Genomic DNA, 23,927 nt, shown 5'->3' on the forward strand with positions numbered 1-23,927 from the left:
GCGCGTTTTCAAAATCGAATCGTCATCCCGACATGGCTGCGTGCGAACCCAAGCCGTTCATAGAATCGCTGCGCATCGACCCGCGTCTGATGCGTCAGCAATTCGACGAGCATGCAGCCTCGCGCGCGCGCCTCCGTGACCGCCCACTGCACGAGCTTCTCGCCGATGCCGCGGCTGCGGCAATGTCTTGCAACGCGAACGTCCTCAAGCAGGCCGCGCGAGCCGCCCTGCGAGCTGATGCCCGGCAGAACCGCGAGCTGCAGACAGCCGACGACGACGCCCTCCCCGTCGACGGCGACGACGAGTTGCAGGTTGGGATCGCGCTCGACCCGCGCGAAGGCTTCGTAATAGCTTTGCGGCAACGGGTCTTCGACCCGCTCGCGCGCACTGCCGAGCGGATCGTCCGCAAGCATGCCGACGATGGCGACGACGTCTTCGCGGCGGGCGCGGCGGATCGTGATGGATGAGGCTTCGGTCATGGCGGCATTCACCGGAAGTCAGCGGACCGGCGGCAGCGCGAGCACGCGCTCGGCGTCGGCGATCCAGCGACGGACCGCGGGATAGCGCGCGAGTTCGAGGCCGCCATCCTCCGCGACACGGGTATAGGCGAGCAGCGAGACGTCGGCGAGCGAGAACGTGTCTCCGACCAGAAATTGCGTGCCCGCCAGATGCCGCTCCAGATGATCGAGCGCGACATAACCGCGCTTGACGAGGTTCCGATCGATCTCCGAGATGGCCTTGCCGAGATACACGGCCTGAAAGCGGCAGACGGCCACATAAGGCTCGTGGCTGTTCTGCTCCCAGAACATCCAGGCATCCATCTGCGCCGCGCGATAGGGATCGCTCGGGATCAGGTCGCTGCCGCGCGCGAGGTAGCGAATGATGGCGTTGGATTGCGCCAGCGTGCGGCCGTCATCCAGCTCCACCGTCGGCACCTGGCCCCAGCCGTTTCGCTTGAGGAATTCCGCGGTCCGGCTGCCGCCCTTCATGGTGTCGATCTCGACCCATGTGTACGGCAGCGCCAGCTTGTCGCACACCCATTTCACCTTCAGGCAGTTGCCCGAATTGGCGTCGCCGTAGATTTTCATGTGATCGCGCTCCGACCGTGAAGCGACAGAGCAGCAGTCGCTCCCCGATCTGTCAACCGTCGCCGGCTAAGGCGGCGGCGATCAGAACTTGTAGCCGGCGCCGACCCGGAAGCTGTTCATGTCGACGGCGATATTCTTGACCGCCGCGAAGCGCACATATTCCCACTCGCCGCGGAGAAACAATCCGCCGACCACGCAATATTCAAGCCCGAGGCCCGCGGTCCAGCCGATCGCATAATTGTTCACCCGCTGCTCCGTCTGGGCGGCGCTGCCCGAGCCCAGGTAGTCGTTATGCTGAATTGTAACGGTGTTGTTGCCGACCGTCTGGGTCTCGGCCCAGGCATCGTACTTGTCAAACGACACCGCCGCCGAACGCGACACGGACATGCGTCCCACCGCAACACCGCCGAACATGTAAGGCAGGAAGTTGCCTGCCGCCCATCCGGCACGTCCGCGGAAGGTCGTGACGTCCTTGACCTGCAAGGCGGCGCTCCCCGACAACGTCGTGTTGTAGGTGTAGGTGTGCCCGCTCGGAGGAGTCTCGCCCTTGGGATTCACGATCTGCCGCGTCATCGAGTCGCCCGCCGAACTCTCGAGGCCGTTCAGGTAATTGTAGTTGGCCTCGACGCCGAGCACGACGTCGTCCCATTGCCAGTTGCGGCCGACGAACGCGCCGAATCCGTTGCTCTGCGCATGGTTCTTCGGCAGCAGGGCCCAACCCGAAACCGGGTCGGCCAGAACGCTCTCGCGCAGCATGAAGGAGGTCATTGCGCTTGGCGCGTGGCTGAAATCGATGTCGCCGGAGGTGTAGCCGATCTGGCCGCCGACATACCATCCTTCCCAGTTTCCGCTTCTGCTCGGTGCATCGACATAGGAGCCGCGCAGGATCGGAAAGTCCGGCAGATCGGCAGCCTGCGCGCCGGTCACCGTTCCAATCATCATCGCCGCCAGCACCAACCTACGCATTGCAACGCTCCATCCACCGCACCGATTTCGCGTTGATCATCGCCTGTTAACCTTAACCAATCGTTGTCGCCGCCCGTTTTCGAGCACGCAAGTTGCAGAAGTTCGCGCCGCGACGCGGCAAAGAAAAACGGCGCGGGATGGTCCCGCGCCGTTGCAATCGTTAACCGTGGAAGCTTGAAATTAACCCTTGCGGATCAGCGGCGGCGGCGGGGGCGGCGGCACGTCGCAGCAGGGCAAGTTGAAGCGCACGCCGAGCTTCACGTCCTGCGAGGTGATGTCGCGGTACTGGAAGCTCGAGGGACCCGTCGGCGTACCGTCGAAGAAATGACCCTGACCTTGGCCGGCGGTGCCCATGTCGAGGTAACGATAGGCCAGCTCGACCGTGAAGTTATTTGTCACCTTGTAGGCGACACCGGCATGCAGCGCCCAGGCGAAATTGGTCTTGGTGGCGCCATCGGCGATGAAGGAGCTGGTGAGGCCCGACCCGCTCGGGAACGTGGCGACGTCGGAGAAGGCCGAGGTCTTGAGCACTGCGGCACCGACACCGGCACCGATGAACGGGGTCAAGCAACCCCAGGTGCCGAGATCGGCGTAGACGTTCACGAGGCCGACCCAGCTCTGAATGCCGCCATGATAAGCGTCGGCCAGCGGGCTGGGCCCGGGGAAGGTGAAGAAATCGGTCCCGTTGAAGCTCACCTTCGAGCGATACTCACCGGTGATGTCGGCGCGGAACCAGCTGTTGAACTGATAGCCGACGCCGATGCCGTAGAGCACGCCGCCGTCGAAGCCGTGGCCATACTGGTTGAAGGCGGTGCCGGCCGGCAGTGTGTCGTAGCCGTTGACGTGCAGCTTGGCCTGGGTGTTGGTCATGCCGATGTCGCCGCGCAGATACCAGCCGCCGAAATCCTGGACCGGCGGAGGAGCATACGCCATCGGAGGTGGCGGCATGATGGGCATGTCGGCGGCGAACGCCGCCGTGGACAACAGAGATGCCGCGCCGGCGGCAATCAGGGTCTTTACGCTACGCATTGGCTTCGTCCTTTTGGGCCAAGTGAGGCGACACGAAAGCCCCACGTCTGAAACTCACGGCCGGACGATGGCAGGAAATGTTTAAGCGGCACTTAACCCTAATTTTTAAGGTTGATTTTCTCTCACCTTTTTCTGCGGCTGTCGCTGATAGGTCCATCAAAATGGCGCAGGAAGCGACGAAACATCGCGATCTCGCCACAAGTGCTAATGAAGCGTTGACGCATGCGCGCCGTTCGCAGCGCACGCGAGCGGGCCGTGTGTTAGCGAATGCTTAACGCGGGCGTCGCGTCTGCGGCCAAGCGTTCAGCGCACGGCCTTCGGCATCTTCGGCAGGAACACTGCGAGCAGGCCGATCGCCGGCAGGAAGGCGCACAGCTGATAGACGAAGGCGATCGAGGTGTGGTCGGCGAGCTTGCCGAGCACGGCGGCGCCGAGACCGCCGATCCCGAACGCGACGCCGAAGAACACGCCGGAGATCATGCCGAAGCGATGCGGCATCAGTTCCTGCGCGAACACGATGATCGCCGACGTCGCCGACGAGATGATCAAACCGATCACGACCGTCAGCACGGCGCTGGCGAACAGGCCGGCATAGGGCAGCGCCAGCGTGAACGGCAGCGCGCCGAGGATCGAGAACCAGATCACGTATTTGCGGCCGAAGCGGTCGCCGAGCGGCCCGCCGATGAACGCGCCCGCGGCATTGGCGGCAAGGAAGACGAACAGATAGAGCTGCGCCGCCTGCGTCGAGACGCCGAACCGGTCGATCAGATAGAAGATGTAATAGCTCGACAGGCTCGAGACATAGAGCTGCTTGGAGAACAGCAGCGCCACCAGCACGATGAGCGCGATCCTCACGCGCCGCTGATCCGGATGGTCGGGATGCCGCGCGATGGCGGCCGCCTTCCTGCCCGATATCTGCGGCTTGTACCAGACGCCGATGCGCCAGAGGATCACGATGGCAAGGAACGCGATCGAGGAGAACCAGGCGATCGAGGGCTGGCCGAACGGCACCACGATCAGTGCTGCGAGCACCGGTCCCATCGAGGTGCCGAAACTGCCGCCGAGTTGGAACACCGATTGCGCGAAACCGTAACGCCCGCCTGACGCCAGCCGCGCGATGCGCGACGATTCCGGATGGAACACCGCGGAGCCGAGGCCGACCAGCGAAGCCGCGATCAGGATGATCCCGTAGGTGTGCGCAACGCTGAGCAGCAACAGCCCGAAAAAGGTGAAGCCCATGCCGATCGCAAGCGAGAACGGCTGCGCCTTCCTGTCGGTGAAATGCCCGACCAGCGGCTGCAGCAGCGACGCCGTGAACTGGAACGCCAGCGTGATCATGCCGATCTGCGCGAAGTCCAGCGCGTAATTGTCCTTCAGGATCGGATAGACCGAGGCGATCAGCGACTGCATCGTGTCGTTGAGGAAGTGCGAGAAGCTGATGCCGGCAAGCACGACATAGGCCGGCCCCGCCACGGCCGCTTTCGCAGCCGTCAACTCCGGCACCGGCACCGGCTCGCCCAGCGCCTGTTTGCTCACAACGGGTTTGTTCAATGCAGCATTCCCGGACAGATTCGCAAAAATACCTCCGTGTCGTACGACGCGAAGGCGAGCCGGACCAGTTGCGTTAGCCGATGGCAGCGATGCGCTGTGAGGTTCTCAGCAACAACCGTCCCGCCTCCCCGTCATCCTGAGGAGCGGCCGCTTGGCCGCGTCTCGAAGGATGAATCGGCCACCAGCCGGGCCGTACACCCTTCGAGGCTCGCCCAGCGGCGCAATTGCGCCGCAAGGCTCACACCTCAGGATGACGGGACTGGCAGCTCGATATGGAATCAGCAGTCCTATGCCGCGGCGGCGTGGCCGAGTGCGCTGACGATGTTGTCGACGACCTCTTCCACCAGGATGCGATCGTCGCCCTCGCCCATCACGCGGATCACCGGCTCGGTGCCGGAGGGACGGATCAACAGACGGCCATGGCCGTTGAGGCGCTTCTCGCCGTCGGTGATCGCGGATTTGACCTCGGCGTCGTCGAGCGGCTTGCCGCTGCGATAGCGCACGTTCTTCAGGATTTGCGGCAATGGATCGAAACGCCGGCAGATCTCCGACACCGGGCGGCGCAGCTTCTGCACCACGGCCAGCACCTGCAGCGCCGCGACGAAACCGTCGCCGGTCGTCGAATAGTCCGACATGATGATATGGCCCGACGGCTCGCCGCCGAGATTGTAGCCGCCGCTCAGCATCTGCTCGAGCACGTAGCGGTCGCCGACCGGCGTGCGGACCATCTGCAGCCCGATACCCTGCAGGAAGCGCTCCAGCCCGAGATTGGACATCACGGTCGTGACGATGCCGGGCTTGGCGAGGCGCCCCTCTTCCTTCCAGCTCTGCGCGATCACCGCGAGCAGCTGGTCGCCGTCGACGATGTGGCCGCGCTCGTCGACCAGGATGACGCGATCGGCATCGCCGTCGAGCGCGATGCCGATGTCGGCGCGCATCTCGCGCACCTTCCGCGACAGCGCTTCCGGCGAGGTGGAGCCGCATTCTTTGTTGATGTTGAAGCCGTCGGGTTCGACCCCGATCGGCACCACGTCGGCACCGAGCTCCCACAGCGCTTCCGGCACCACCTTGTAGGCGGCGCCATTGGCGCAATCGACCACGACGCGCAGGCCGTCGAGCGAGAGATCGCGCGGCAGCGTGCGCTTGGCGAATTCGATGTAGCGGTCATGGACGCCGTCGATGCGGCGGGCGCGGCCGAGGCTCGCGCTCTGCGCCAGGCGGCGGTCGAGCGATTCGTCGAGCAACTGCTCGATCTGCTTCTCGACATCGTCGGACAGCTTGAAGCCCTGCGGGCCGAACAGCTTGATGCCGTTGTCCTCGAACAGATTATGCGACGCCGAGATCATGACGCCGAGGTCGGCGCGCATCGACTTGGTGAGCATCGCGATCGCCGGGGTCGGCATCGGGCCGACCAGCAGCACGTCCATGCCGACCGACGTGAAACCCGCGACCATGGCGTATTCGATCATATAGCCGGACAGCCGCGTGTCCTTGCCGATCACGACGCGATGGCGATGGTCGCCACGCTGAAACACCAATCCGGCGGCCTGCCCCACCTTGAGCGCGAGCTCCGGCGTGATCAGTCCATTGGCGCGGCCCCGAATTCCATCGGTCCCGAAATATTTGCGGCTCATGTAACCCCCAAGACGGACCTCTCGAACCACCCGGCGAGAGAGTCCCGAACGCCTACCAGTCTAGCGTGCATCGGCCTTATAGACTGCCAGGCGCTAAAAGGACTTCAAAAAATATGATGAATCATTACCGGGGCCAAACCCCGTGCTTCGACATTAAGACACTGAAAGATATAACATTATTACTCGTTCGGCAACCTGGGGAACGAACGTCGTCCCCTACCCTTTGCCGTTGCGCTTGACGTGCTGGTCTCCCTTGGTGGGGGCCGGCTGGGTGACATTGACGGGGTCGGAACCGGGAAACGTCTCCTCCAGCCCCTCTTCCAGGGCCTCGTCGAGCCGGCGCTTCTCGGCGTTCTCGTCTGCTTTCGGCTTGGAGCCTGATTGGGTCATCGCGCTCTCCCATCCGTCTTCGATTTGGCAGGCCCCCCATCCATGCTAGATGACGGCAAGATCGAACACCCGCAAGACTTGCCGCTTAAAACAAGGCTCGCGACATCGAACTTGCGACACAGAAGAAGGGCCGGGACCGTCCATGAAGCACATTACCTGCATCGAAGATCTGCGCCAGCTGCACAAGCGCCGGGTGCCGAAGGCGTTTTTCGATTATGCGGACCGCGGCTCCTACACCGAGGACACGCTGCGCGCGAATTCGGAAGATCTGCAGCAGATCAAGTTCCGCCAGCGCATCCTGGTCGATGTGTCCAAGCGCACCCTGGCGACCACGATCCTCGGCGAGCCGGCGGCGATGCCGCTGATCCTGGCGCCGGTCGGCCTGCTCGGCATGCAGCATGGCGACGGCGAGATCTACGCATGCCGCGCCGCGCAGGCGGCCGGCATTCCCTTCACCCAGAGCACGATGTCGATCTGCTCGATCGAGGACATCGCGGCCGCCGTCGACAAGCCGTTCTGGTTCCAGCTCTACGTCATGAAGGACCGCGGCTTCATCAAGTCGCTGATCGAGCGCGCGATCGCCGCGAAATGCTCGGCGCTGGTGTTGACCGTCGACCTGCAGGTGATCGGCCAGCGCCACCAGGACATCAAGAACGGCATGACGGTGCCGCCGGAATGGTCGCTGTCGAAGCTGATCGACTTCGCGACCAAGCCCGCCTGGGTGTCAGGCGTGCTGCAAGGCAAGCGCCGCACCTTCGGCAACATTGCCGGCCACGTCAAAGGCACCGAGGATCTGACGAAACTGTCGGAATGGACCGCCTCGCAGTTCGACACCTCGCTGAACTGGAAGGACATCGACTGGATCCGCAGCATCTGGCCGGGCAAGCTGATCCTTAAAGGGATTCTCGATGTCGAGGACGCCGAGCTTGCCGCCAAGACCGGCGCGCAGGCGATCGTGGTCTCCAACCATGGCGGCCGCCAGCTCGACGGCGCGCCGTCCTCGATCGAGGTGCTGCCGGAGATCGTCGATGAGGTCGGCTCGAAGCTCGAGATCATGTTCGACGGCGGCATCCGCACCGGCATGGACGTGATGCGGGCGCTGGCGCTCGGCGCGAAGTCCTGCATGATCGGCCGCGCCTATGCCTATGGCCTCGGCGCCGGCGGCCAGGAAGGCGTCGCCAAGGCGATCGATATCCTGGGCAAGGAGCTCACCACCACGATGGGGCTGTGCGGCGTCAACACCATCGCCGAGATCGACGATCACGTGCTGGCGGTTTAGCCGCCGGCGCTACGATCGTAACCCGGATGAAGCGAAGCGTAATCCGGGTCTTTCTTCGTGCATAGATTTGCTCCGGATTGCGCTGCGCTCCATCCGGGCTACGCAATCTCCGTCGTCCCGGGCAGGCGAAGCGCGACGCGGGACCCATAACCACAGCCGTGCGAGATTAGAACGCGGCTGTGGCCACAGCCTTCACCAACAATTATCATCAGTGGTTATGGGTTTCGGCTTTCCGCCGGGACGACGTGTTGAGAGAAGTTGCGCCTCACATCGGCGGCGTAACCCCGTCGCGTCCGACATTGACGCGGTTGGCTTCCAGCGTGCCGTCGTCCTTCTTCACCGCGCCGAAGATGATGATCTTAGCGCCCGGCTTCAGCTCCGACTTGTCGCCGGCGACGAAGGTGACCACCGGCGTGCTCGGCGGCACCACGACTTTCTTCTCGCCGTCCTTGTACTTCACCGTGATGTTCTGGCCGTCGGTGCCCTTCACGGTCTCGGCGACGGTGGCGTTGGTCATGGTCGAGTTGGCGCGCAGGTCCCAGGGGCGGAAGCCTTCGGCGGCACCGCGCTGGTTTTCCGGGAAGATGTGAACCGCGATCGCCTTCTGCGTTCCATCGGGCTCGGGCATCGCGGTGACGCCGATATAGGAACCGGGCTTGATCTCCGACAGATCGGTCTTGGCGACGCCGAACACCGCGACGTTGTCGGTGGTCCGCACCTTCATGTCGGCGCCGTCGCGCGACTTGATCGACAGCATTGCGCCGTCGACGGCCTCGATGGTGCCGCGAATGCGCACCGCCGGCGGCTGCTGCGCGGATGCGGCCGAGGCAAAGGCAACGAGAAGCAATGCGGCGAACAGCTGCGATTTTGGCATGGTGTCCCTCATGGGTTGGGCTGGCGGATTAGGGAACACCGGGGAATTGGTGGTATTCCGTGCAAGCCACAACTTCTCGCGGAAGCGACGGCTCACACCACAACTACGCGCCGGATGAGGGTGCCGTTATTGCGATAACGGACAGGTGATGCGCTCGCGTGTTCTGATGTAGCCTGTTCAGATCGTCATTCCGGGATGGTCCGAAGGACCAGACCCGGAATCTCGAGATCCCCCAATGCGCAATTGCGCATTGGGGTTCGACGCTTCCACCGCCCCGGGATGACATTGTGCGTCACATCGGCGGCGTGAGGCCGTCGCGGCCGACGCTGACGCGATCGGTTTCAAGCGAGCCGTCCGGCAGTTTCTTCATGAAGGCGATGACCTTGGCGCCGGCCTTCAGGTCCGCTCTGTCGCCGGGAACATAGGTCACGACCGGCGTATCGGGTGCGACCTCCACCTTCTTCTCGCCGTCCTTGTATTTGACCAGCAATGTGTGGCCGTCATTGCTGACGACGGATTGCGCGACGGTCGCATTGGTCATGCTGCTGTTCGGCTTCAGATCGTAGGGCCGCGACCCTTCGCCGGTGCCGCGCATGTTCTCCGGGAAGACATGCACCTCGACCGCCTTCGGCGTGCCGTCGGGTCCGGGCACCGTGGTCGTACCGATGAAGGAACCGACCTTGATGTCGGACAGCGCGACCTTGGTGAGACCGAGCACCACCATGTTGCCTGCCATGTGCAGCTTGACGTCCTCGCCGCCGCGCGACTTCACCGCCAGCGTATCGCCATCGACGCTCTCGACGGTTCCACGCACGCGCGTCGGCGTCGGCGGCTGCTGTGCAAGCGCATAAAGCGTTGATGCCGTCACCATCGCAAGCGCAATGAACGGACGAACGAGATGGGTACGGCTGGCAGGCATCATTGATCTCCGGGAAGAACGCGGGGGGACTAACACCAGACCCCGTTCCGGAGATGCTATTCCAGGCCTCAAGTCTTTGTGAGATCGGCTTCAACAAGCGCACGCAGTTCCGGCGTGACGTGCGGACGCCGCCCGAACCACAATTCGAAACCGCGCACCGCCTGGTGCAGCAGCATGCCGAGCCCGTCAGCGGTCTTCAGGCCACGCGCCTCCGCCGCCGCGAGCAGCGGCGTCACCAGCGGCACATAGACGATATCGGAAACAACCGCATCTTGCGGCAGCAACCCCACATCCACCTCGAGCGCGGGCTGGCCATGCTGGCCGAGCGACGTGGCGTTCACCAGCAGCCCTGCGCGCGGCAGCAATTCGCCAACCGCGTCCCACGTCGCGGGATGAACGCGCGCGTCGAACTGGTCGGCCAGCGCACGGGCGCGGCCGATGGTGCGGTTGACCAGATGCACGCGCTTGATGCCGCGCTCGATCAGGCCGAACACCACCGCGCGCGACGCGCCGCCGGCGCCTAGCACCAGCGCATCCTCGGTCTTGTCCCAGCCCGGCGCGCAGGCATCGAGATTGTTGATGAAGCCTTCGACATCGGTGTTGGTCGAGCGCAACTCGCCGTCCGCGAACCACAACGTGTTGGCGGCGCCGACGGCACGGGCGCGCGCGTCCGGCGCCGTCAGCGCCAGCGCCTGCTCCTTGTGCGGGATGGTGACGTTGGCGCCGACGAAGCCGCGCAGCGACAGGCGAAACAGGAAATCCTTGAAATCCTCCGGCGGCACCGCCTCGATCACATAGCCGCCCTCGATGCCGAGCGTGCGCAGCCAGTAGTGATGGATCAGCGGCGAGCGGGAATGCGCCGCCGGCCAGCCGATCAGGCACGCGGCGCGGGTTTTGCTTGAGGACGTCATGATCGTGACATCGGCCAAGGCGGGCGCGCTGTCAATCCGTCCGCTTCGCGGTTGCGACAGCCAGCGCGCTGAGGGCGAACGCGGCGGCTGCGGCGAACCAGATCGCGGCGAGGTTGATCCAGCCATAGGCCAGCGCGCCGGCGAGCGCGCCCGCGACCAGCGCCGCCCACAGCAGCAGGTTCGGCAGCCAGGCCCAGCCCGCGCCGCCGGTGAGCGCGGCGGCGATCAGCTGACCGGCCTTTACCAGCGCCCCGGTGACATAGGTCAGGCCGAGCCCGGCGCCGCCTTCGAGCTGGAATACGGCGTTCTCGAGTCCCATCGCCAGCACGATGGCGGCGATCGCGGCGCTTGGCAGGCCGTAGGCATAGGCCACCGCCGCCGCTGTGAGCAGCCAAGCCTCGGCGAGCAGGAGCAGGGGCTGGCGATGCGCCAGCGCGCTGAGCACGATCAGGCTGCCGGCTGCGGCCCCGGCGACGAACAGCACGATCAGCTGCAGCGCTTGCAGGGCGTGCTGCCAATGCCCCTCGGCCAGCGTCACGCCGAGCCGCGTCGAGTTGCCGCTCATGAAGGACACGAACAACCCGCCGAGATGCAGATAGCCGATGCCGTCGACATAGCCGGCCAGCGCGCTGAGTGCGCAGGCCAGCGCCAGGTTGCGGCGAGATTCAAGCATGACGGTGGGAATTGCTCCCGGTGTTCAGAACGACAATGTTCATGAAAGCAGTCGGCTTGGGAAGGAAGGGAGCGAAGCAGTCTCCCCGTCATTCCGGGGTGATGCGACAGCATCGAATCCCAATGCGCAATTGCGCATTGGGGAATCTCGAGATTCCGGATTCGCTCGCTGGCGCGAGCGCTCCAGAACGACAATTGCCTCACGCCGCGTCGCGATGCGCGGCGATGATCTGGTCGGCGGCGCGGCCCGTCACTTCGGCCATGCGGTCGAACTGGCGGGTGAAGGTGCCGGCGCCGGCGGTGGCGGAGCGCAGCTCGACGATCAGGTCGCCGATCTCGGATTCCGGCATCGTGGCGCGGACGCAATCCCAGCCGATCCAGCCCTCACGGGTGTCGAAGCCGAGGATCTGGCCGCGGCGCGCCGACAGGATCGCGTTGATCTTGGCGGTGGCGTCGGTCGGACAGACGATTTCGACCATATGGATCGGCTCCAGAAGCACCGGCTGGCACTGCGGCAACCCCTCGCTAACCCCAATCCGCGCCGCGGTGCGGAACGCGAGATCGGACGAGTCGACGCTGTGATAGGAGCCGTCGGTCAGCGTGACGTCGACGTCGATCACGGGGAAGCCGAGCGGGCCGCGCGCCAGCGCGTCGACGACGCCCTCTTCCACCGCGCCGATATAGTTGCGCGGCACCGCGCCGCCGACCACCTTCTCGTGAAATTCGAAGCCGGAACCACGCGGCTTCGGCTTGATCTCGAGCACCACGTCGCCGAACTGGCCGTGGCCGCCGGACTGCTTCTTGTGCCGGCCGCGCTGAGTGATCGGCTTGCGGATCGTTTCCTGGTAGCCGATCGCCGGCGGATGCGATTTGACATTGACGCCGTAGCGGTCCTTCAGGCGCTCCTGCGCCACGCGCAGATGCATCTCGCCCTGTCCCCACAGCACGGTGTCGTGGGTGCGCGGGTTCTGGATCATCGTCAGCGAGGGATCTTCCTCGTTGAGCCGCAGCAGCGCCTGGCCGAGCTTGACGTCGTCCTTGCGGTCGGTCGCGGCAATCGAGATCGACAGCACGGCCGCGGCCGGCTCGACCTTGACCAACGAGGCCGGCGCCGTCTTGCCGCTCGAGACCGTATCGCCGGTCTTGATCGCATCGAGCTTGCCGAGCGCGACAGTGTCGCCGGCCTCGGCCTGCGGCCGCTTGCTGTCATGCGCGCCCGAGACCGCGAGGATGCCGGAGACGCGCCCGCTCTCGCCGCTCGAGGATTGCAGCGTCGCGCCGTCGTCAAGCCGGCCCGCAAGCACGCGCGCCAGCGACAGTTTGCCGCCGTGCTGAAGGTGCAGGGTCTTGAACACATAGGCCAGCGCATCCTTCTGATCCTTGATGCCGAGCCGGCCGGCGGTCTCGGCAACGCCGGGCGCCTCGTGGCGCAGCGCCTTCATCAGGCGCAACACGCCGTTCTCGCGGCTCGCAGCACCGAGCAGCACCGGACAGATCAGCCCTTCGCGCAGTTCGCGGGCGAGATCGTCGAACACGGCATCGCGCGGCGGCTGGATGTCCTCCAGCAATTGCTCCATCAGCGCGTCGTCATGATCGGCAAGCTTCTCCAGCATCGAGAAGCGCGCTTCCTTCTCGCGATCGAGATTGCCGCCCTCGAGCGCCATCACCTCCGACGGCTTGTGCTCGCGATAGACGAACGCGCGCTCCAGCGCGAGATCGACAAAGCCTTCGATCAGATCGCCGTTCCAGATCGGGATCTGGCGGAGCACGAGCGGCACGCGCGAGGCCGGCTGCAGCGTCGCAAGCGTCTCGCGGACGCGCTTGTTGGCGCGGTCGATCTTGTTCAGGAATAGAAAACGGGGAATTCCGAGCTCCTCGAGCTCGCGCAGGATGATCTGCAGCTGCGGCAGCTTCTTCTCATCGGCTTCGCAGACCACGACCGCGGCATCGACCGCCGGCAACGCTGCACGCATGTCGTGCGCGAATTCGATCGAGCCGGGACAATCGATAAAGGTGTAGCTGTCCCCCATAAAGGTGGTGGTGGCGGCGGTCAGGCCTACGCCCATCTTGTGCTGACGCGCCTCGGGGCTGGCATCGCCGACGGAGGTTCCGGCATCGACGCTGCCGGCATTCTTAATGGCGCCAGTTCGCGCCAGGATCGCTTCCAGAAGTGTGGTTTTACCGCTTTGGAAAGGGCCCACCAATGCGATGCACCGTGGACCTCGGGGACTTCTGACGTCTTGTCCCATTGCCGCCTCCTCGTTTTGGAGCTCGGCCCATGATTGGGTCGGCGACCGTTTATGGTCTGCCTGCGTTTGACATTTGGCAAGCGGGAAAACGTCGCTGCGGTGCGGCGGCGCGTAAGTTTGCAATCCCGAGCCATCGTCCGGACAATTGCGGCCGCTGCGTCAGTTCCTTTGCGCAAGTCCCGGAGCAATCTCGCGCCAGCGCGTCGCAAGGTCGAGCAGACGCTGCACGGCGGGCGAGACATCTTCATCGCGCCACGCAATCGTGAGCGGCGCCGTTACCGCCGGCGCGGCGAGCCGGACATACGCGACGCCCCGACCGGTCTGCGCGCGTGCCGCGGCCTCCGGGACGAGCGATACACCGACGCCGGCGGCGATCAGGCCGATCGCGGTCTGCAGATGCAGCACCTCCTGCGCGAGCCGCGGCGTGAAGCCGGCGGCCTGGCACGCGGCGACGATCAGGCCGGTGACCGATGGCTCCGGCCGCGCCGGATACAGCACGAAGGCATCGTCTGACAATTCGGCGAGCGCAATGTCGTCCCGCTCGGCGAGCGGATGCGCGCGCGGCAACGCCGCGACATAGGGTTCCTCCAGGATCAGGCGCTGGGCGAGTCCCGCCTCCGGCGACAGCGCCGGGCGTGCGAAGCCGACATCGATCCGGCGTCGCCGCAGCGCTTCGGCAATCTCGGCCGCCAGCATCTCGTCGAGCACGAGCTCGACGTCGGGACAGGCGTCGCGATAGCTGCCGATGAGATCGGGCAGACCGGCGAACATCGCGGAGCCGACGAATCCGATCGCGAGCCTGCCGGCCTGGCCGCGCCCGACGCGCCGCGTGTCCGCGATCGCGGCCTCGAAATTTGCGAGCAGCGAGCGGGCGCGCGCAAGCAACAGCTCGCCCGCCTCGGTGAGCCTGACAGGACGGCTATTCCGCTGCAGCAATGTCACGCCGAGTTCGTCCTCGAGCTGACGGATCTGCTGGCTCAGCGGCGGTTGCGCGATGTGCAGCCGCTCGGCCGCACGGGTGAAGTTCAATTCTTCGCCGAGCGCCACGAAATATCTGAGGTGTCGCAGTTCCATGCCGGCGGTATAGCACGGCGGCGGGTGCCGTCAGTCATACGCAATAGCTCTGCAACCGTATCGAACGAGTATTGGACCGGACGCGCGAACGCGGACAGCCTGCGGCAAACCACAGGGAGTCCCGATGACGGCGCTGGAAAAAGCCTTCGCGGAAGCAGCCGCGGCAGGTATCACACAACAGAAGATCGATATCGGCAGCCTGCGCGTCAATGTCGCGCGCTTCGGCAAGGGGCCACCGCTGCTCTTGCTTCACGGCTGGCCGGAGTTCTGGCTGGTGTGGCGTCCGCTGATGCTGCGCCTCGGCGAGAGTTTTGAACTGATCGCGCCCGACTTGCGCGGCTGCGGCGACACCGGCAAGCCGACACCGGGGCCCGATGCGTCCGCCACCGCGGAGTGCCACGCGCTGGATATGTTTGCCGTCATGGACGCGCTCGGTCGTGACGGCTTCGGCGTGATCGGCGGCGATCTCGGCGCCTATGTCATGCAGGCGATGTCGCATCGACAGCCGCAGCGGCTGACCGGCACGCTCTATCTCTGCACGCCCTATCCGGGCCTCGGGCATCGCTACGGCCAGCCCGGTCACCTGATCGAGGTCTGGTATCAATACTTCCAGCAGCTGCCATGGGCCGCGCAATTGGTCGGAAGCTCGCGCGAGTCATGCCGGCTCTACTTCCGACATTTCCTCGACCACTGGTCGGGCGACGATCCCGCCGTGTTCGGCGATCTGCTGGAAGCCTATGTCGACAACTTCATGAAGCCGGGCAACATCCAGGGCGGCTTCGACTGGTATCTCTCGTCCGCGCCCAATCGCCGGCGCTGGCTGGAAGGCAAACTGCCGCCGCAGCCGCGCATCGACGTGCCCTCGCGCTTTCTCTGGGGCCGCCGCGATCCGTTGATCGCGCCCGAATGGTCGGACAGGCTGGGAGACTATTGGAGCGAACCTTCGATCAGGTTCGTCGAGACCGGGCACTATGTTCACGCCGAAGCGCCCGGGATCGTTGCCGAAGAAGCAAGCGGCTTCTTCGGCAAGCTGATCAACCGCAAGGGCGCGCGTTAGCGACCCGGCCGCAACTCCAGGCTCTCGAGGCCGGCGGCGATGTTGATGCCGACCTGGCCCTGCACGCTGAGCGGCTGCAGGGCGATCGTGTTGTCGGAGCCGCCGACCAGCACGTTGCCGCCGACGCCGACACCGAGCGTCGCGCTGCCCTGCGCGCCGGCATAGTTGCCGGAGAGCGCGCCCGGCCCGAGCCGCTCCACCGGTGCGTAGACGCCCCAGGCCAGCGCCGATTCCTGGGTGATGCCGAGATCGATGCCGACCTTCTGGATGGTCGCGATGTAGCGATCTTCAGGCAGACCATTGGCGCGCAGCACGCAACCGAGATGGGTTACGGAACCGACGATGAAGCCGACGCTCGCGCCGCCGCGACATTCCAGAACGCCGACCTGCACGCGCTGGATCGGCTGTTGGGCGCTGGCGCCGACGATTACGCTCAGCATGGCAATGGCAGCACCGGCGAGGAGAGTGAAGCGACGCATGTTGCGGAGTCTCCGGCTGAGAGGCATGAGGCGAGCAGAGAACAGAACGGCGCCGTGTCTGCGGCGCCGTCCGCATCCTATGCCACAACACCGCTTGTCCAGCCAGAATTTGCGGTGCCCGGCCACCGATCGTCAGGAGATGTTGCTGCGCTGCTATGTTCCTTTCGACCTACCGATGTGGTCGAGCAACGGACAGCAAACAACAGACAACAAAAAAGAGGCCCGCTTTCGCGGGCCCCTTGATCAGGCGCCATCCAGCTTAGAGCGTTTTCGAGCGAAGTGGATACCGGTTCGCGTGAAGAAAACGCGTCAGAACAAAAATCTAGTGGTGGTGATGATGACGGTGGTGACGATGATGACGGCGCGGACCGCCGTAGGCGACCGGCTCGAGATCGATGCCGGCGATGCCGGCCGCAACGTTGAGGCCGGTCTGGCCCTGCACGCTGACCGGCTGCAGCGCATAGGCATTGTTCGGGCCGCCGAACAGGAAGTTACCGCCGGCACCGAGGCCGACCGAGGCGTTGACGCCGACGCCGCCGTAGCTGCCGGCCAGCGCACCGCGCGGAAGCTGCGTGGTCGGCGCGCTCACGGCCCAGGCGAGCTGGGTCGTGGCGGTGACGCCGAGATCGACGCCGATCCGCTTCACGGTCGCAACATAGGGCTCGGGCCGACGGCCGCCGCTCTGGAACACGCATTCGAGGCGCGCGACAGAGCCGACAACGAAGCCGACATTCTCGCCGCCCTGGCATTGCAGGACCCCGGCTTGAACCTGAGGCGCCGCGTTGGCGGTGGCGAACGGCGCCAGCAACGCAAGCGCTGCAAGGGTGAGGGTCGAAAGTCGCATTGAACTGTCTCCGCAAGGTGAACTGAATTTGCGCGGCGGACAGGAAGGAAGGCTCGTGTCCAAAACAAGGCAGCACGCAAAGACGCCGTAAAAACTTCCCGCGTGTGGCATCGATGTTCGCACACACGCGCGTGAGGTGAGCAGGATGTGATTTGACTCGTCGAATTTACCGGCACGCGATTTCAGCACGCAAACAAAAACGCTCCCGCACCAAGTGCGGGAGCGTTTTTCAAGTTCGGATCGAACTACCGCAGATTACCGCAGAAGCGCTGGATGCGCTTGCAGGCATCCTCGAGATCGGAGGTCTTGGTGGCGTAGGAAATGCGGAACGCGGGTCCGAGCCCGAACGCCGATCCCTGCACCACGGCGACGCCTTCGCTCTCGAGTAACTCGGTGACGAACGCCTCGTCGTTGTCGATCAGCTTGCCCGACGGCGCCTTCTTGCCGATCGTGCCGGCGCAGGACGGATAGACGTAGAATGCGCCTTCCGGCCGCGGGCACTCGATGCCGCTCGCCTGGTTGAGCATCGACACCACGAGGTCGCGACGCTCCTTGAACACCTTGTTGTTCGCGGCGATGAAGTCCTGCGGACCGTTGAGCGCCTCGACCGAAGCCCACTGCGCGATCGACGACGGGTTCGAGGTCGACTGCGACTGGATCGTCGCCATCGCCTTGATCAACTGCGCCGGGCCGCCGGCATAGCCGATGCGCCAGCCGGTCATGCAGTAGGCCTTCGATACGCCGTTCACGGTCAGCGTGCGATCGTACAGGCTCGGCTCGACCTGCGCCGCCGTGGTGAAGACGAAGTCGTCATAGACGAGGTGCTCGTACATGTCGTCCGTCATCACCCAGACATGCGGATGCTTGACCAGCACGTCGGTGATCGCCTTGAGCTCGCTCTTCGTATAGGCCGAGCCGGTCGGATTCGAGGGCGAGCACAGGATCACCCATTTGGTCTTCGGCGTGATCGCCTTCTCGAGATCTTCCGGACGCAGCTTGAAGCCGGTCGAGGCCGGGCAAACCACCGGCACCGACTCACCGCCGGCGAGCGCCACCATCTCGGGATAGCTGACCCAGTACGGCGCCGGGATGATCACCTCATCGCCCGGATTGATGGTCGCCATCAGCGCGTTGTAGAGCACCTGCTTGCCGCCGGTGCCGACGATGACCTGGTTCGGCTTGTAGGTCAGGCCGTTCTCGCGCGCGAACTTGTTGATGATGGCTTCCTTGAGCTCCGGAATGCCGCCGACATCGGTGTACTTGGTCTTCCCAGCCTCGATCGCGTGGATCGCAGCCAGCTTGATGTTGGCGGGCGTATCGAAGTCAGGCTCGCCGGCGCCAAGGCCGATGACGTTGCGGCCCGCGGCTTTCAGCGCGCGTGCTTTGTCCGTGACCGCGATCGTCGCGGACGGCTTCACACGGTCGAGCGCAGCGGACAGGAAGGCCATTATCATCTCCTGGCAAACGTCGTGAGCCGTTGGGCCACGACTTGATTTGAATGGGATCGCGGCACACTAGGCCTGTCGCCGCTGCACCGCAAGAAGCTTGGCGGTAAAGCACGAAAACTTTCGCGCATGGCTCGCCGCGCGCGCAATTTTCCGCAAGTTCCTGCGCCGGATGACTCATATCCGGCAAGCCCGGTGACCACAGCTCTGGCCTTGCCGGCAGGGCTCCGGCGGCATGCGCCGGCGCGGATTGCTCCGAGGACAATGCCGCGCGGCACCAGCCGCACAGCGCTAGCGGCGGGCCGTCAGCGCCGGCCTGCGCATCGTGCCGCCAAGGTGGCGCGTTAAGGTTTGTGAGTTGCAGCGCGCAGGCCATGGTCGCGACCTTGGTATCAACCTTGCCATCGACCGGCACCGTGCAGAGCGTCGCGCAGGCGTGATCCGAGTTGTTCTGCCGTGTTGATGGAATCGTTCTGCACGCGTGCAGTGCGGTAGACGTTTCGACTTTTTCCACACTGCAGGGCTTGCGACGCACCCCCGTCGGCATCATTGTTTAGCGGCGTTGCGGTGTGACAGGCCGCGCAATTCGAGCGTACCGTCTCCCTGACCCGAGTGAACACCGACGCAATGTACAAGCTCTATTCGATGCAGCGCTCCGGCAACAGCTACAAGGTCCGGCTGGCGCTTGCCGTGCTGAACACGCCGTACGAGGCGGTCGAGATCGACATCCTGCGCGGCGAGAGCCGCACCCCGGAATTCCTGGCCAAGAATCCGAGCGGCCAGGTGCCGTTGCTCGAGGTCGCCGAAGGCCGCCATCTCGCCGAGTCCAATGCCATCCTCTGGTACGTCGCGATCGGCACACCGCTGGCGCCGGAGTCGCGGATCGAGCGCGCCGAGGCGCTGCAGTGGATGTTCTTCGAGCAGCACGCGCTGGAGCCGAACATCGGCGCCGCCTATTTCTGGCTGTCGCTGGTCAAGGGCGGACGCGACCTCCAGACGCACGCGCTGGAGGACTGGATGGAGCGTGGCTATGCGGCGCTGCAGGTGATGGAGAATCACCTCAAGGAACACACCTATTTCGCCGCCGGACAGCTCACCGTCGCCGACATCGCGCTCTACGGCTACACCCACGTCGCCGACCGCTGCGACTTCGACCTGGCGACCTTTCCGTCAATCCGCGCCTGGCTGAAGCGGGTCGAGCAGACCCCCGGATTTGTCTCGATGGACTGGCAGCCCGGTACCGAGGCCGAGCCTGAGCCCCACCTCGCGGCCGGCGTCTGACCGGTTGGGTGTGAATCCAAGGAATAACGGGAAACTGCCCAAATAGCGAGCAAAACCCGCGCCACCGCCGCATTTTGGCCATTTTGGACGGCGCCGCCGCCGCAATGTTGCCGGTCACAACCGGCAGATTCGCGCGGTTGTCGCGAGTGATTCGCTCGCGGCCTGAGGGATTTAGACCATGAAACGGTGGTCCGGCACGGCAGGCTTCGAAGGCCGCCCTGCCCCAGTGGCATCATCCCGGCTGACGAACGCGATCGCCGCGTCGCTCGCGCTTGGCGCGCTGACGCTGTGCCTGGTCGTCGCCGTGACCGTGCTGTCGAGCAACGTCACCATGGCAACGGCGATCCCGGCGTAATCAAGCGATTTTCGGTTGGCACCTAATCCGCGGCAAGGCGCGGGGAGACAGCGGCGCGACATGATGAAGACCCCCGTCGGACTGGTGACCGTGACGCTGTCGGCGGCGATCCTGCTGGCGGCATCGCTCCTGATCGTGACCGGCACGCAAGGCGAAGACCGCGCACGCCCCGCGCATGTCACGACGCCCGCCAAGCCGGCCCCGCACCACTAGCTCAGGCGCAAAGCGCATTAGCCCCATTTGTGGAAGATCAGAAACGCACCGGCGGCAATGAAGGCAAATCCGAGCGCGTGATTCCAGCCCAGCGGCTCCTTCAGGTACAAGACCGAGAAGGCGGCAAACACGACCAGCGTGATCACCTCCTGCATGGTCTTGAGCTGCGCCGCCGAGTAGACCGCGCTGCCCCAGCGATTGGCCGGCACCGCCAGCCAGTATTCGAAGAAGGCGATGCCCCAGCTCACCAGGATGACGATGGGGAGCGAATGATCCTTGAACTTGAGATGGCCGTACCAGGCGAAGGTCATGAAGACGTTCGAGGCGAACAGCATCAGGATCGGCAGCAGCGACGGCGAAATGGCGGGCATCGATTGTCCTCTTGCAAGCAAAGCACGCGGTAACCCGCAGGCACGGAACCGGGTTCCGCGCCGATCTGCATATCATTTGATTTGAAAGCAGCGAAAGCTGGTTCGGCCCTCGCAACGCCCGCTTAACGGTCGGGACGGAAATGCCGGCGCCGTTGCGGCCCTGTCGTCAAACTGCGGCTTTATCGTTCGTTTGACAGACAGCGAGAACGCGCATGCGGTTCGACTGGCGTGCAATTTCAGGTCCGGCCCTGACGGCGATCACGGCATCCGCCGCCTTCCTGATCGATCGCCTCGTTGTCGCCGTCCCCAATCCCGCGCCGCTGTTCGTCTGCATCGTGGCGCTTGCGAGTTCGATCAGCGGCATCACCTCCGGGCTGATCTCCGCCGCGATCGCGGTGGCCGCCTCGGCGCTGTTCTTCCTCGATCATCGCGCGCTGCCCGGTTACGACACCGCCGACGTCGTGCGGATGCTGATGCTGGCGGCGACCGCGGCCGGCACCGCCGTGATCACCGGAATGCTGCGGCAGAAATGGATCGATGCCTTTGCCGCGGACCAGCAGCATCACGCGACCTCGGAGCGGCTCGCCGCCGCGCTCGACCAGGTCGACATCGGCATCGTGCTGCTCGACGCCGACACCCGCGCCGAATTCATCAACCGTGCCTTCCGCGACTATTTCGCGCTGTCGGACGCGCAGGCCGACAGCAAGCCGCCCTTCGTCGCGTTGATGTATCACGGCCGCGACACCGGCGCCTATGAACTGCCGGAGGACGAGCTGGGCGCGTTCATCGCCGAGCGCATCGCGATGATGCGCGCCGGCGACTCCACGCCGATCAATCTCAACCTCGCCGACGGCCAGGTGCTGCGCTTCAGCTGCACCGCGCTGCCCGACGGCGGCCGCATGCTGAGCTACACGCCGGTCACCGACCTGGTACGGCGCACCGACGATCCCGCCAAGGCCGATGAATATCGGGCGCAGCGCGCCGACCGCCGCGAGCGACATCTGGCGCGACTGCTGCGCGCCGCCGGGTGAGGCGCGGCCTCGTCCGCAATTGATCCTGCGAGATAGCGACGGTAGAACCTTGCGAGCGGTGCGGAGGCATCGCGCAACACAGGATCAACATGGCCGACGACGTCACCATCCGCTTCGTCACGCGCGACGACTACGCCCAGTGGCTTCCTCTGTGGGACGGCTACAATGCCTTCTATGAGCGATCCGGGCCGACCGCGCTCGCGCCCGAGATCACCGCGATGACGTGGGAGCGTTTCTTCGATGCCTATGAGCCGGTGCATGCACTGGTCGCCGACGCCGGCGGCAGATTGCTCGGGCTGACGCATTATCTGTTTCACCGCTCGACCACGGCGATCGCGCCGACCTGCTATTTGCAGGATCTGTTCACCAGTGAAGCCGCGCGCGGCAAAGGCGTCGGCCGCGCGTTGATCAACGGCGTCTACACGCAGGCCAGGCTCGTGGGTTCGCCGCGCGTCTACTGGCAGACGCATGAGACCAACCACACCGCGATGCAGCTTTATGACAAGGTCGCGGACAAGCCCGGCTTCGTCATCTATCGCAAGATTCTCTGAGTCCGCATCCGCGCCTGTGGATTGAACAGAGGTGTCACCGGCGCGTTACAAAGCCCGGCTACGCTTCCGCTCGCGTAAGATCAGGCCCCCCGTCTCAGATCTTCGCCGAGCGGTCCCCGTCAGTCGCCGCGTCTGACCGGGACCGCTTTTTTTGCACATCTCATTTTGCGACATCGCCATGCGTAATCGGCGGTAGAAGGGCACCTTGCCGGGCCTTGGCGTGCTTGTCACAATGCGCGGCACCCCTCGCCTATCCCACAGGATTGTCTCATGGAAATTCGTAATCTCGGCGGCTCCGGGCTGCGCGTGTCCGCGGTCGGCCTCGGCTGCAACAATTTCGGTCAGCGCACCGACCTCGAAACCTCGCGCAAGGTGATCCACAAGGCGATCGATCTCGGCATCACCCTGTTCGACACCGCCGACATCTATGCCGGCATGGGCGGCTCGGAGACCGTGCTCGGCACCGTGCTGGGCGACCGCCGCAAGGACATCGTGCTCGCCACCAAATTCTCCAAGCCGATGGCGAGCGACGGCACCAAACAGGGCGCCTCGCGGCGCTACATCATGTCGGCGGTCGAAGCGAGCCTCACCCGCCTGAAGACCGACTATATCGATCTCTACCAGCAGCACGACTACGATCCGCTCACACCAATCGACGAGACGCTGCGCGCGCTCGACGATCTCGTGCGCCAGGGCAAGGTGCGCTACATCGGCAACTCCAACTTCCCGGCCTGGCGGATCGCCGAAGCCGAGCACGTCGCGCGCCAGTCGAACGTGAACCGCTTTGTGTCCTGCCAAGATGAATACAGCCTCCTGGTGCGCGACATCGAGAAGGACCTGCTGCCGGCGGCGCAAGCATACAATCTCGGCCTGTTGCCGTTCTTCCCGCTCGCCAGCGGCCTGTTGACCGGCAAGTACCAGCGCGGCGCCGCTGCACCCGCTGATACCCGCTTCGCCAAGGCGCCGGCGTTGAAGGATCGCTACGTCACGCCGCGCAACGAGGACATCGTCGAGAAGCTGCAGGCATTTGCGAAGGAGCGCGGCCACTCCATGCTCGAGCTCGCCTTCTCCTGGCTCGCCGCCCGCCCGCAAGTCGCAAGCGTCATCGCCGGCGCCACCCGCCCCGAGCAGATCGAGCAGAACGTCAAGGCGATCAGCTGGAAGCTGAGTACGGAGGAGATGACGGAGATCGATGGGATCACGAAGGGCTGAAACGAGCGACGCACTCTCAGCTCCCTCTCCCCGTCCTTCACGGGGAGAGGGTTGGGGTGAGGGGCTCTATCCATTGAGCTCGGCCTGAATCGTAATCAGGACGCCCTCGATGTTTCCGAGCACATCGTTGTTCCACAAGCGCAACACGCGATAACCTTCCTCGCTCAAAAAGCGATCGCGGATCGTATCGGCGGCAGATTCTGCGTGCTGGCCGCCGCCCACCTCGATGAAGACCTTCCGCTCGCGGCACACAAAGTCGCAGATGTAGCTCCCGATCGGGACCTGCCGCGCAAATTTGTGCCGTCAACCTGGCGATTGCGGATGCGATTCCATAGCGCGGTCTCGGCGTTCGTTTGGTTGACGCGCAGCCCTCTAGCGAGTCGGATAGGCGTTTCCCTGCGGCCCCGCATTGCCTTGCCCCTCACCCGGAAGCAACGCGATGCGTTGCTTCC

The 23,927-nt window shown here is 64.8% G+C and carries 25 protein-coding genes and 1 pseudogene; 8 read left to right on the plus strand and 18 right to left on the minus strand.

Features of this window, described 5'->3' with window-relative positions; all coding sequences use genetic code 11:
* Positions 1 to 8: 8 nt before the first annotated feature.
* The 7 genes from E2I15_RS39305 to E2I15_RS38815 form a co-directional block, all read right to left on the minus strand.
* The gene (locus tag E2I15_RS39305) at positions 9 to 479 is read right to left on the minus strand and encodes a GNAT family N-acetyltransferase (protein WP_137479033.1); all 471 of its coding nucleotides are present in this window, start codon (positions 477 to 479) and stop codon (positions 9 to 11) included.
* Between the two features lie 18 nt (positions 480 to 497).
* Positions 498 to 1,088: a glutathione S-transferase family protein gene (locus E2I15_RS39310; RefSeq protein ID WP_137479032.1), complete on the minus strand. Its 591-nt coding sequence runs from the start codon at positions 1,086 to 1,088 to the stop codon at positions 498 to 500.
* A gap of 81 nt (positions 1,089 to 1,169) precedes the next feature.
* Positions 1,170 to 2,054, minus strand: a complete 885-nt coding sequence (locus tag E2I15_RS21795; protein WP_246668072.1) for an outer membrane protein — start codon at positions 2,052 to 2,054, stop codon at positions 1,170 to 1,172.
* Positions 2,055 to 2,234: 180 nt separating this feature from the next.
* On the minus strand, positions 2,235 to 3,083 hold the full coding sequence (locus E2I15_RS21800) for an outer membrane protein (protein WP_170991525.1): 849 nt from the start codon (positions 3,081 to 3,083) through the stop codon (positions 2,235 to 2,237).
* Positions 3,084 to 3,386: 303 nt separating this feature from the next.
* Complete coding sequence (locus E2I15_RS21805) at positions 3,387 to 4,634, minus strand: MFS transporter (RefSeq protein WP_170991524.1); 1,248 nt, start codon at positions 4,632 to 4,634, stop codon at positions 3,387 to 3,389.
* Positions 4,635 to 4,921: 287 nt separating this feature from the next.
* Positions 4,922 to 6,268, minus strand: coding sequence for a phosphoglucosamine mutase (gene glmM / locus E2I15_RS21810; RefSeq protein ID WP_137479030.1), 1,347 nt, complete (start codon positions 6,266 to 6,268; stop codon positions 4,922 to 4,924).
* Between the two features lie 216 nt (positions 6,269 to 6,484).
* A complete protein-coding gene (locus E2I15_RS38815) occupies positions 6,485 to 6,658 on the minus strand; it encodes a hypothetical protein (protein WP_170991523.1) in 174 nt (57 codons plus the stop codon).
* A gap of 142 nt (positions 6,659 to 6,800) precedes the next feature.
* Here E2I15_RS38815 and E2I15_RS21815 point away from each other — a divergent pair, with 142 nt between their 5' ends.
* The gene (locus E2I15_RS21815) at positions 6,801 to 7,937 is read left to right on the plus strand and encodes an alpha-hydroxy acid oxidase (protein ID WP_016846679.1); all 1,137 of its coding nucleotides are present in this window, start codon (positions 6,801 to 6,803) and stop codon (positions 7,935 to 7,937) included.
* Positions 7,938 to 8,202: 265 nt separating this feature from the next.
* On the opposite strand, the gene E2I15_RS21820 is transcribed toward E2I15_RS21815, so the two are convergent.
* From E2I15_RS21820 to E2I15_RS21845, 6 genes are all read right to left on the minus strand, one after another.
* A complete protein-coding gene (locus E2I15_RS21820; protein ID WP_137479029.1) occupies positions 8,203 to 8,811 on the minus strand; it encodes a single stranded DNA-binding domain-containing protein in 609 nt (202 codons plus the stop codon).
* A 292-nt stretch (positions 8,812 to 9,103) separates the two neighbouring features.
* Positions 9,104 to 9,682, minus strand: a complete 579-nt coding sequence (locus E2I15_RS21825; RefSeq protein ID WP_170991527.1) for a hypothetical protein — start codon at positions 9,680 to 9,682, stop codon at positions 9,104 to 9,106.
* Between the two features lie 116 nt (positions 9,683 to 9,798).
* Positions 9,799 to 10,641 carry a shikimate dehydrogenase gene (locus E2I15_RS21830; protein ID WP_137479027.1) on the minus strand — a complete coding sequence of 281 codons (843 nt, stop codon included), beginning with the start codon at positions 10,639 to 10,641 and terminating at the stop codon, positions 9,799 to 9,801.
* 31 nt (positions 10,642 to 10,672) lie between these two features.
* The gene (locus E2I15_RS21835) at positions 10,673 to 11,314 is read right to left on the minus strand and encodes a YoaK family protein (RefSeq protein WP_137479026.1); all 642 of its coding nucleotides are present in this window, start codon (positions 11,312 to 11,314) and stop codon (positions 10,673 to 10,675) included.
* Positions 11,315 to 11,513: 199 nt separating this feature from the next.
* Entirely contained in the window at positions 11,514 to 13,562 is a 2,049-nt protein-coding gene (locus E2I15_RS21840) for an elongation factor G (protein ID WP_137479025.1), read from the minus strand.
* 159 nt (positions 13,563 to 13,721) lie between these two features.
* Positions 13,722 to 14,636, minus strand: coding sequence for a LysR substrate-binding domain-containing protein (locus E2I15_RS21845; RefSeq protein ID WP_137479024.1), 915 nt, complete (start codon positions 14,634 to 14,636; stop codon positions 13,722 to 13,724).
* Between the two features lie 124 nt (positions 14,637 to 14,760).
* Here E2I15_RS21845 and E2I15_RS21850 point away from each other — a divergent pair, with 124 nt between their 5' ends.
* Entirely contained in the window at positions 14,761 to 15,693 is a 933-nt protein-coding gene (locus tag E2I15_RS21850; RefSeq protein ID WP_137479023.1) for an alpha/beta fold hydrolase, read from the plus strand.
* Here E2I15_RS21850 and E2I15_RS21855 read toward each other — a convergent pair.
* The 3 genes from E2I15_RS21855 to E2I15_RS21865 form a co-directional block, all read right to left on the minus strand.
* Positions 15,690 to 16,172 carry a DUF992 domain-containing protein gene (locus E2I15_RS21855; RefSeq protein WP_137479022.1) on the minus strand — a complete coding sequence of 161 codons (483 nt, stop codon included), beginning with the start codon at positions 16,170 to 16,172 and terminating at the stop codon, positions 15,690 to 15,692. The genes E2I15_RS21850 and E2I15_RS21855 overlap by 4 nt on opposite strands.
* Positions 16,173 to 16,494: 322 nt before the next feature.
* Complete coding sequence (locus E2I15_RS21860) at positions 16,495 to 17,016, minus strand: DUF992 domain-containing protein (RefSeq protein WP_057015953.1); 522 nt, start codon at positions 17,014 to 17,016, stop codon at positions 16,495 to 16,497.
* Positions 17,017 to 17,261: 245 nt separating this feature from the next.
* A complete protein-coding gene (locus E2I15_RS21865) occupies positions 17,262 to 18,464 on the minus strand; it encodes a pyridoxal phosphate-dependent aminotransferase (RefSeq protein WP_028340563.1) in 1,203 nt (400 codons plus the stop codon).
* A 624-nt stretch (positions 18,465 to 19,088) separates the two neighbouring features.
* Between E2I15_RS21865 and E2I15_RS21870 the strand changes: the two genes are divergently transcribed.
* From E2I15_RS21870 to E2I15_RS38825, 3 genes are all read left to right on the plus strand, one after another.
* Positions 19,089 to 19,742 (plus strand): glutathione S-transferase family protein, encoded by a 654-nt coding sequence (locus E2I15_RS21870; RefSeq protein WP_137479021.1) that lies wholly within the window; start codon positions 19,089 to 19,091, stop codon positions 19,740 to 19,742.
* A gap of 178 nt (positions 19,743 to 19,920) precedes the next feature.
* Entirely contained in the window at positions 19,921 to 20,097 is a 177-nt protein-coding gene (locus tag E2I15_RS38820) for a hypothetical protein (RefSeq protein WP_170991522.1), read from the plus strand.
* Between the two features lie 60 nt (positions 20,098 to 20,157).
* Positions 20,158 to 20,310, plus strand: coding sequence for a hypothetical protein (locus E2I15_RS38825; protein WP_196238926.1), 153 nt, complete (start codon positions 20,158 to 20,160; stop codon positions 20,308 to 20,310).
* Positions 20,311 to 20,327: 17 nt separating this feature from the next.
* On the opposite strand, the gene E2I15_RS21875 is transcribed toward E2I15_RS38825, so the two are convergent.
* Positions 20,328 to 20,681, minus strand: a complete 354-nt coding sequence (locus E2I15_RS21875) for a DMT family protein (RefSeq protein WP_028336063.1) — start codon at positions 20,679 to 20,681, stop codon at positions 20,328 to 20,330.
* A 212-nt stretch (positions 20,682 to 20,893) separates the two neighbouring features.
* Between E2I15_RS21875 and E2I15_RS21880 the strand changes: the two genes are divergently transcribed.
* The 3 genes from E2I15_RS21880 (at position 20,894) to E2I15_RS21890 (ending at position 23,475) form a co-directional block, all read left to right on the plus strand.
* On the plus strand, positions 20,894 to 21,712 hold the full coding sequence (locus E2I15_RS21880; protein WP_137479020.1) for a PAS-domain containing protein: 819 nt from the start codon (positions 20,894 to 20,896) through the stop codon (positions 21,710 to 21,712).
* Between the two features lie 89 nt (positions 21,713 to 21,801).
* A complete protein-coding gene (locus E2I15_RS21885) occupies positions 21,802 to 22,263 on the plus strand; it encodes a GNAT family N-acetyltransferase (protein WP_137479019.1) in 462 nt (153 codons plus the stop codon).
* 270 nt (positions 22,264 to 22,533) lie between these two features.
* Positions 22,534 to 23,475, plus strand: coding sequence for an aldo/keto reductase (locus E2I15_RS21890; protein ID WP_137479018.1), 942 nt, complete (start codon positions 22,534 to 22,536; stop codon positions 23,473 to 23,475).
* A gap of 66 nt (positions 23,476 to 23,541) precedes the next feature.
* On the opposite strand, the pseudogene E2I15_RS21895 reads toward E2I15_RS21890, so the two are convergent.
* Positions 23,542 to 23,885 (minus strand): annotated as a pseudogene (locus E2I15_RS21895) (endonuclease domain-containing protein).
* Between the last annotated feature and the right edge of the window lie 42 nt (positions 23,886 to 23,927).

It is taken from the genome of Bradyrhizobium sp. BR2003, assembly GCF_009720285.1.
Taxonomy (GTDB): domain Bacteria; phylum Pseudomonadota; class Alphaproteobacteria; order Rhizobiales; family Xanthobacteraceae; genus Bradyrhizobium; species Bradyrhizobium elkanii.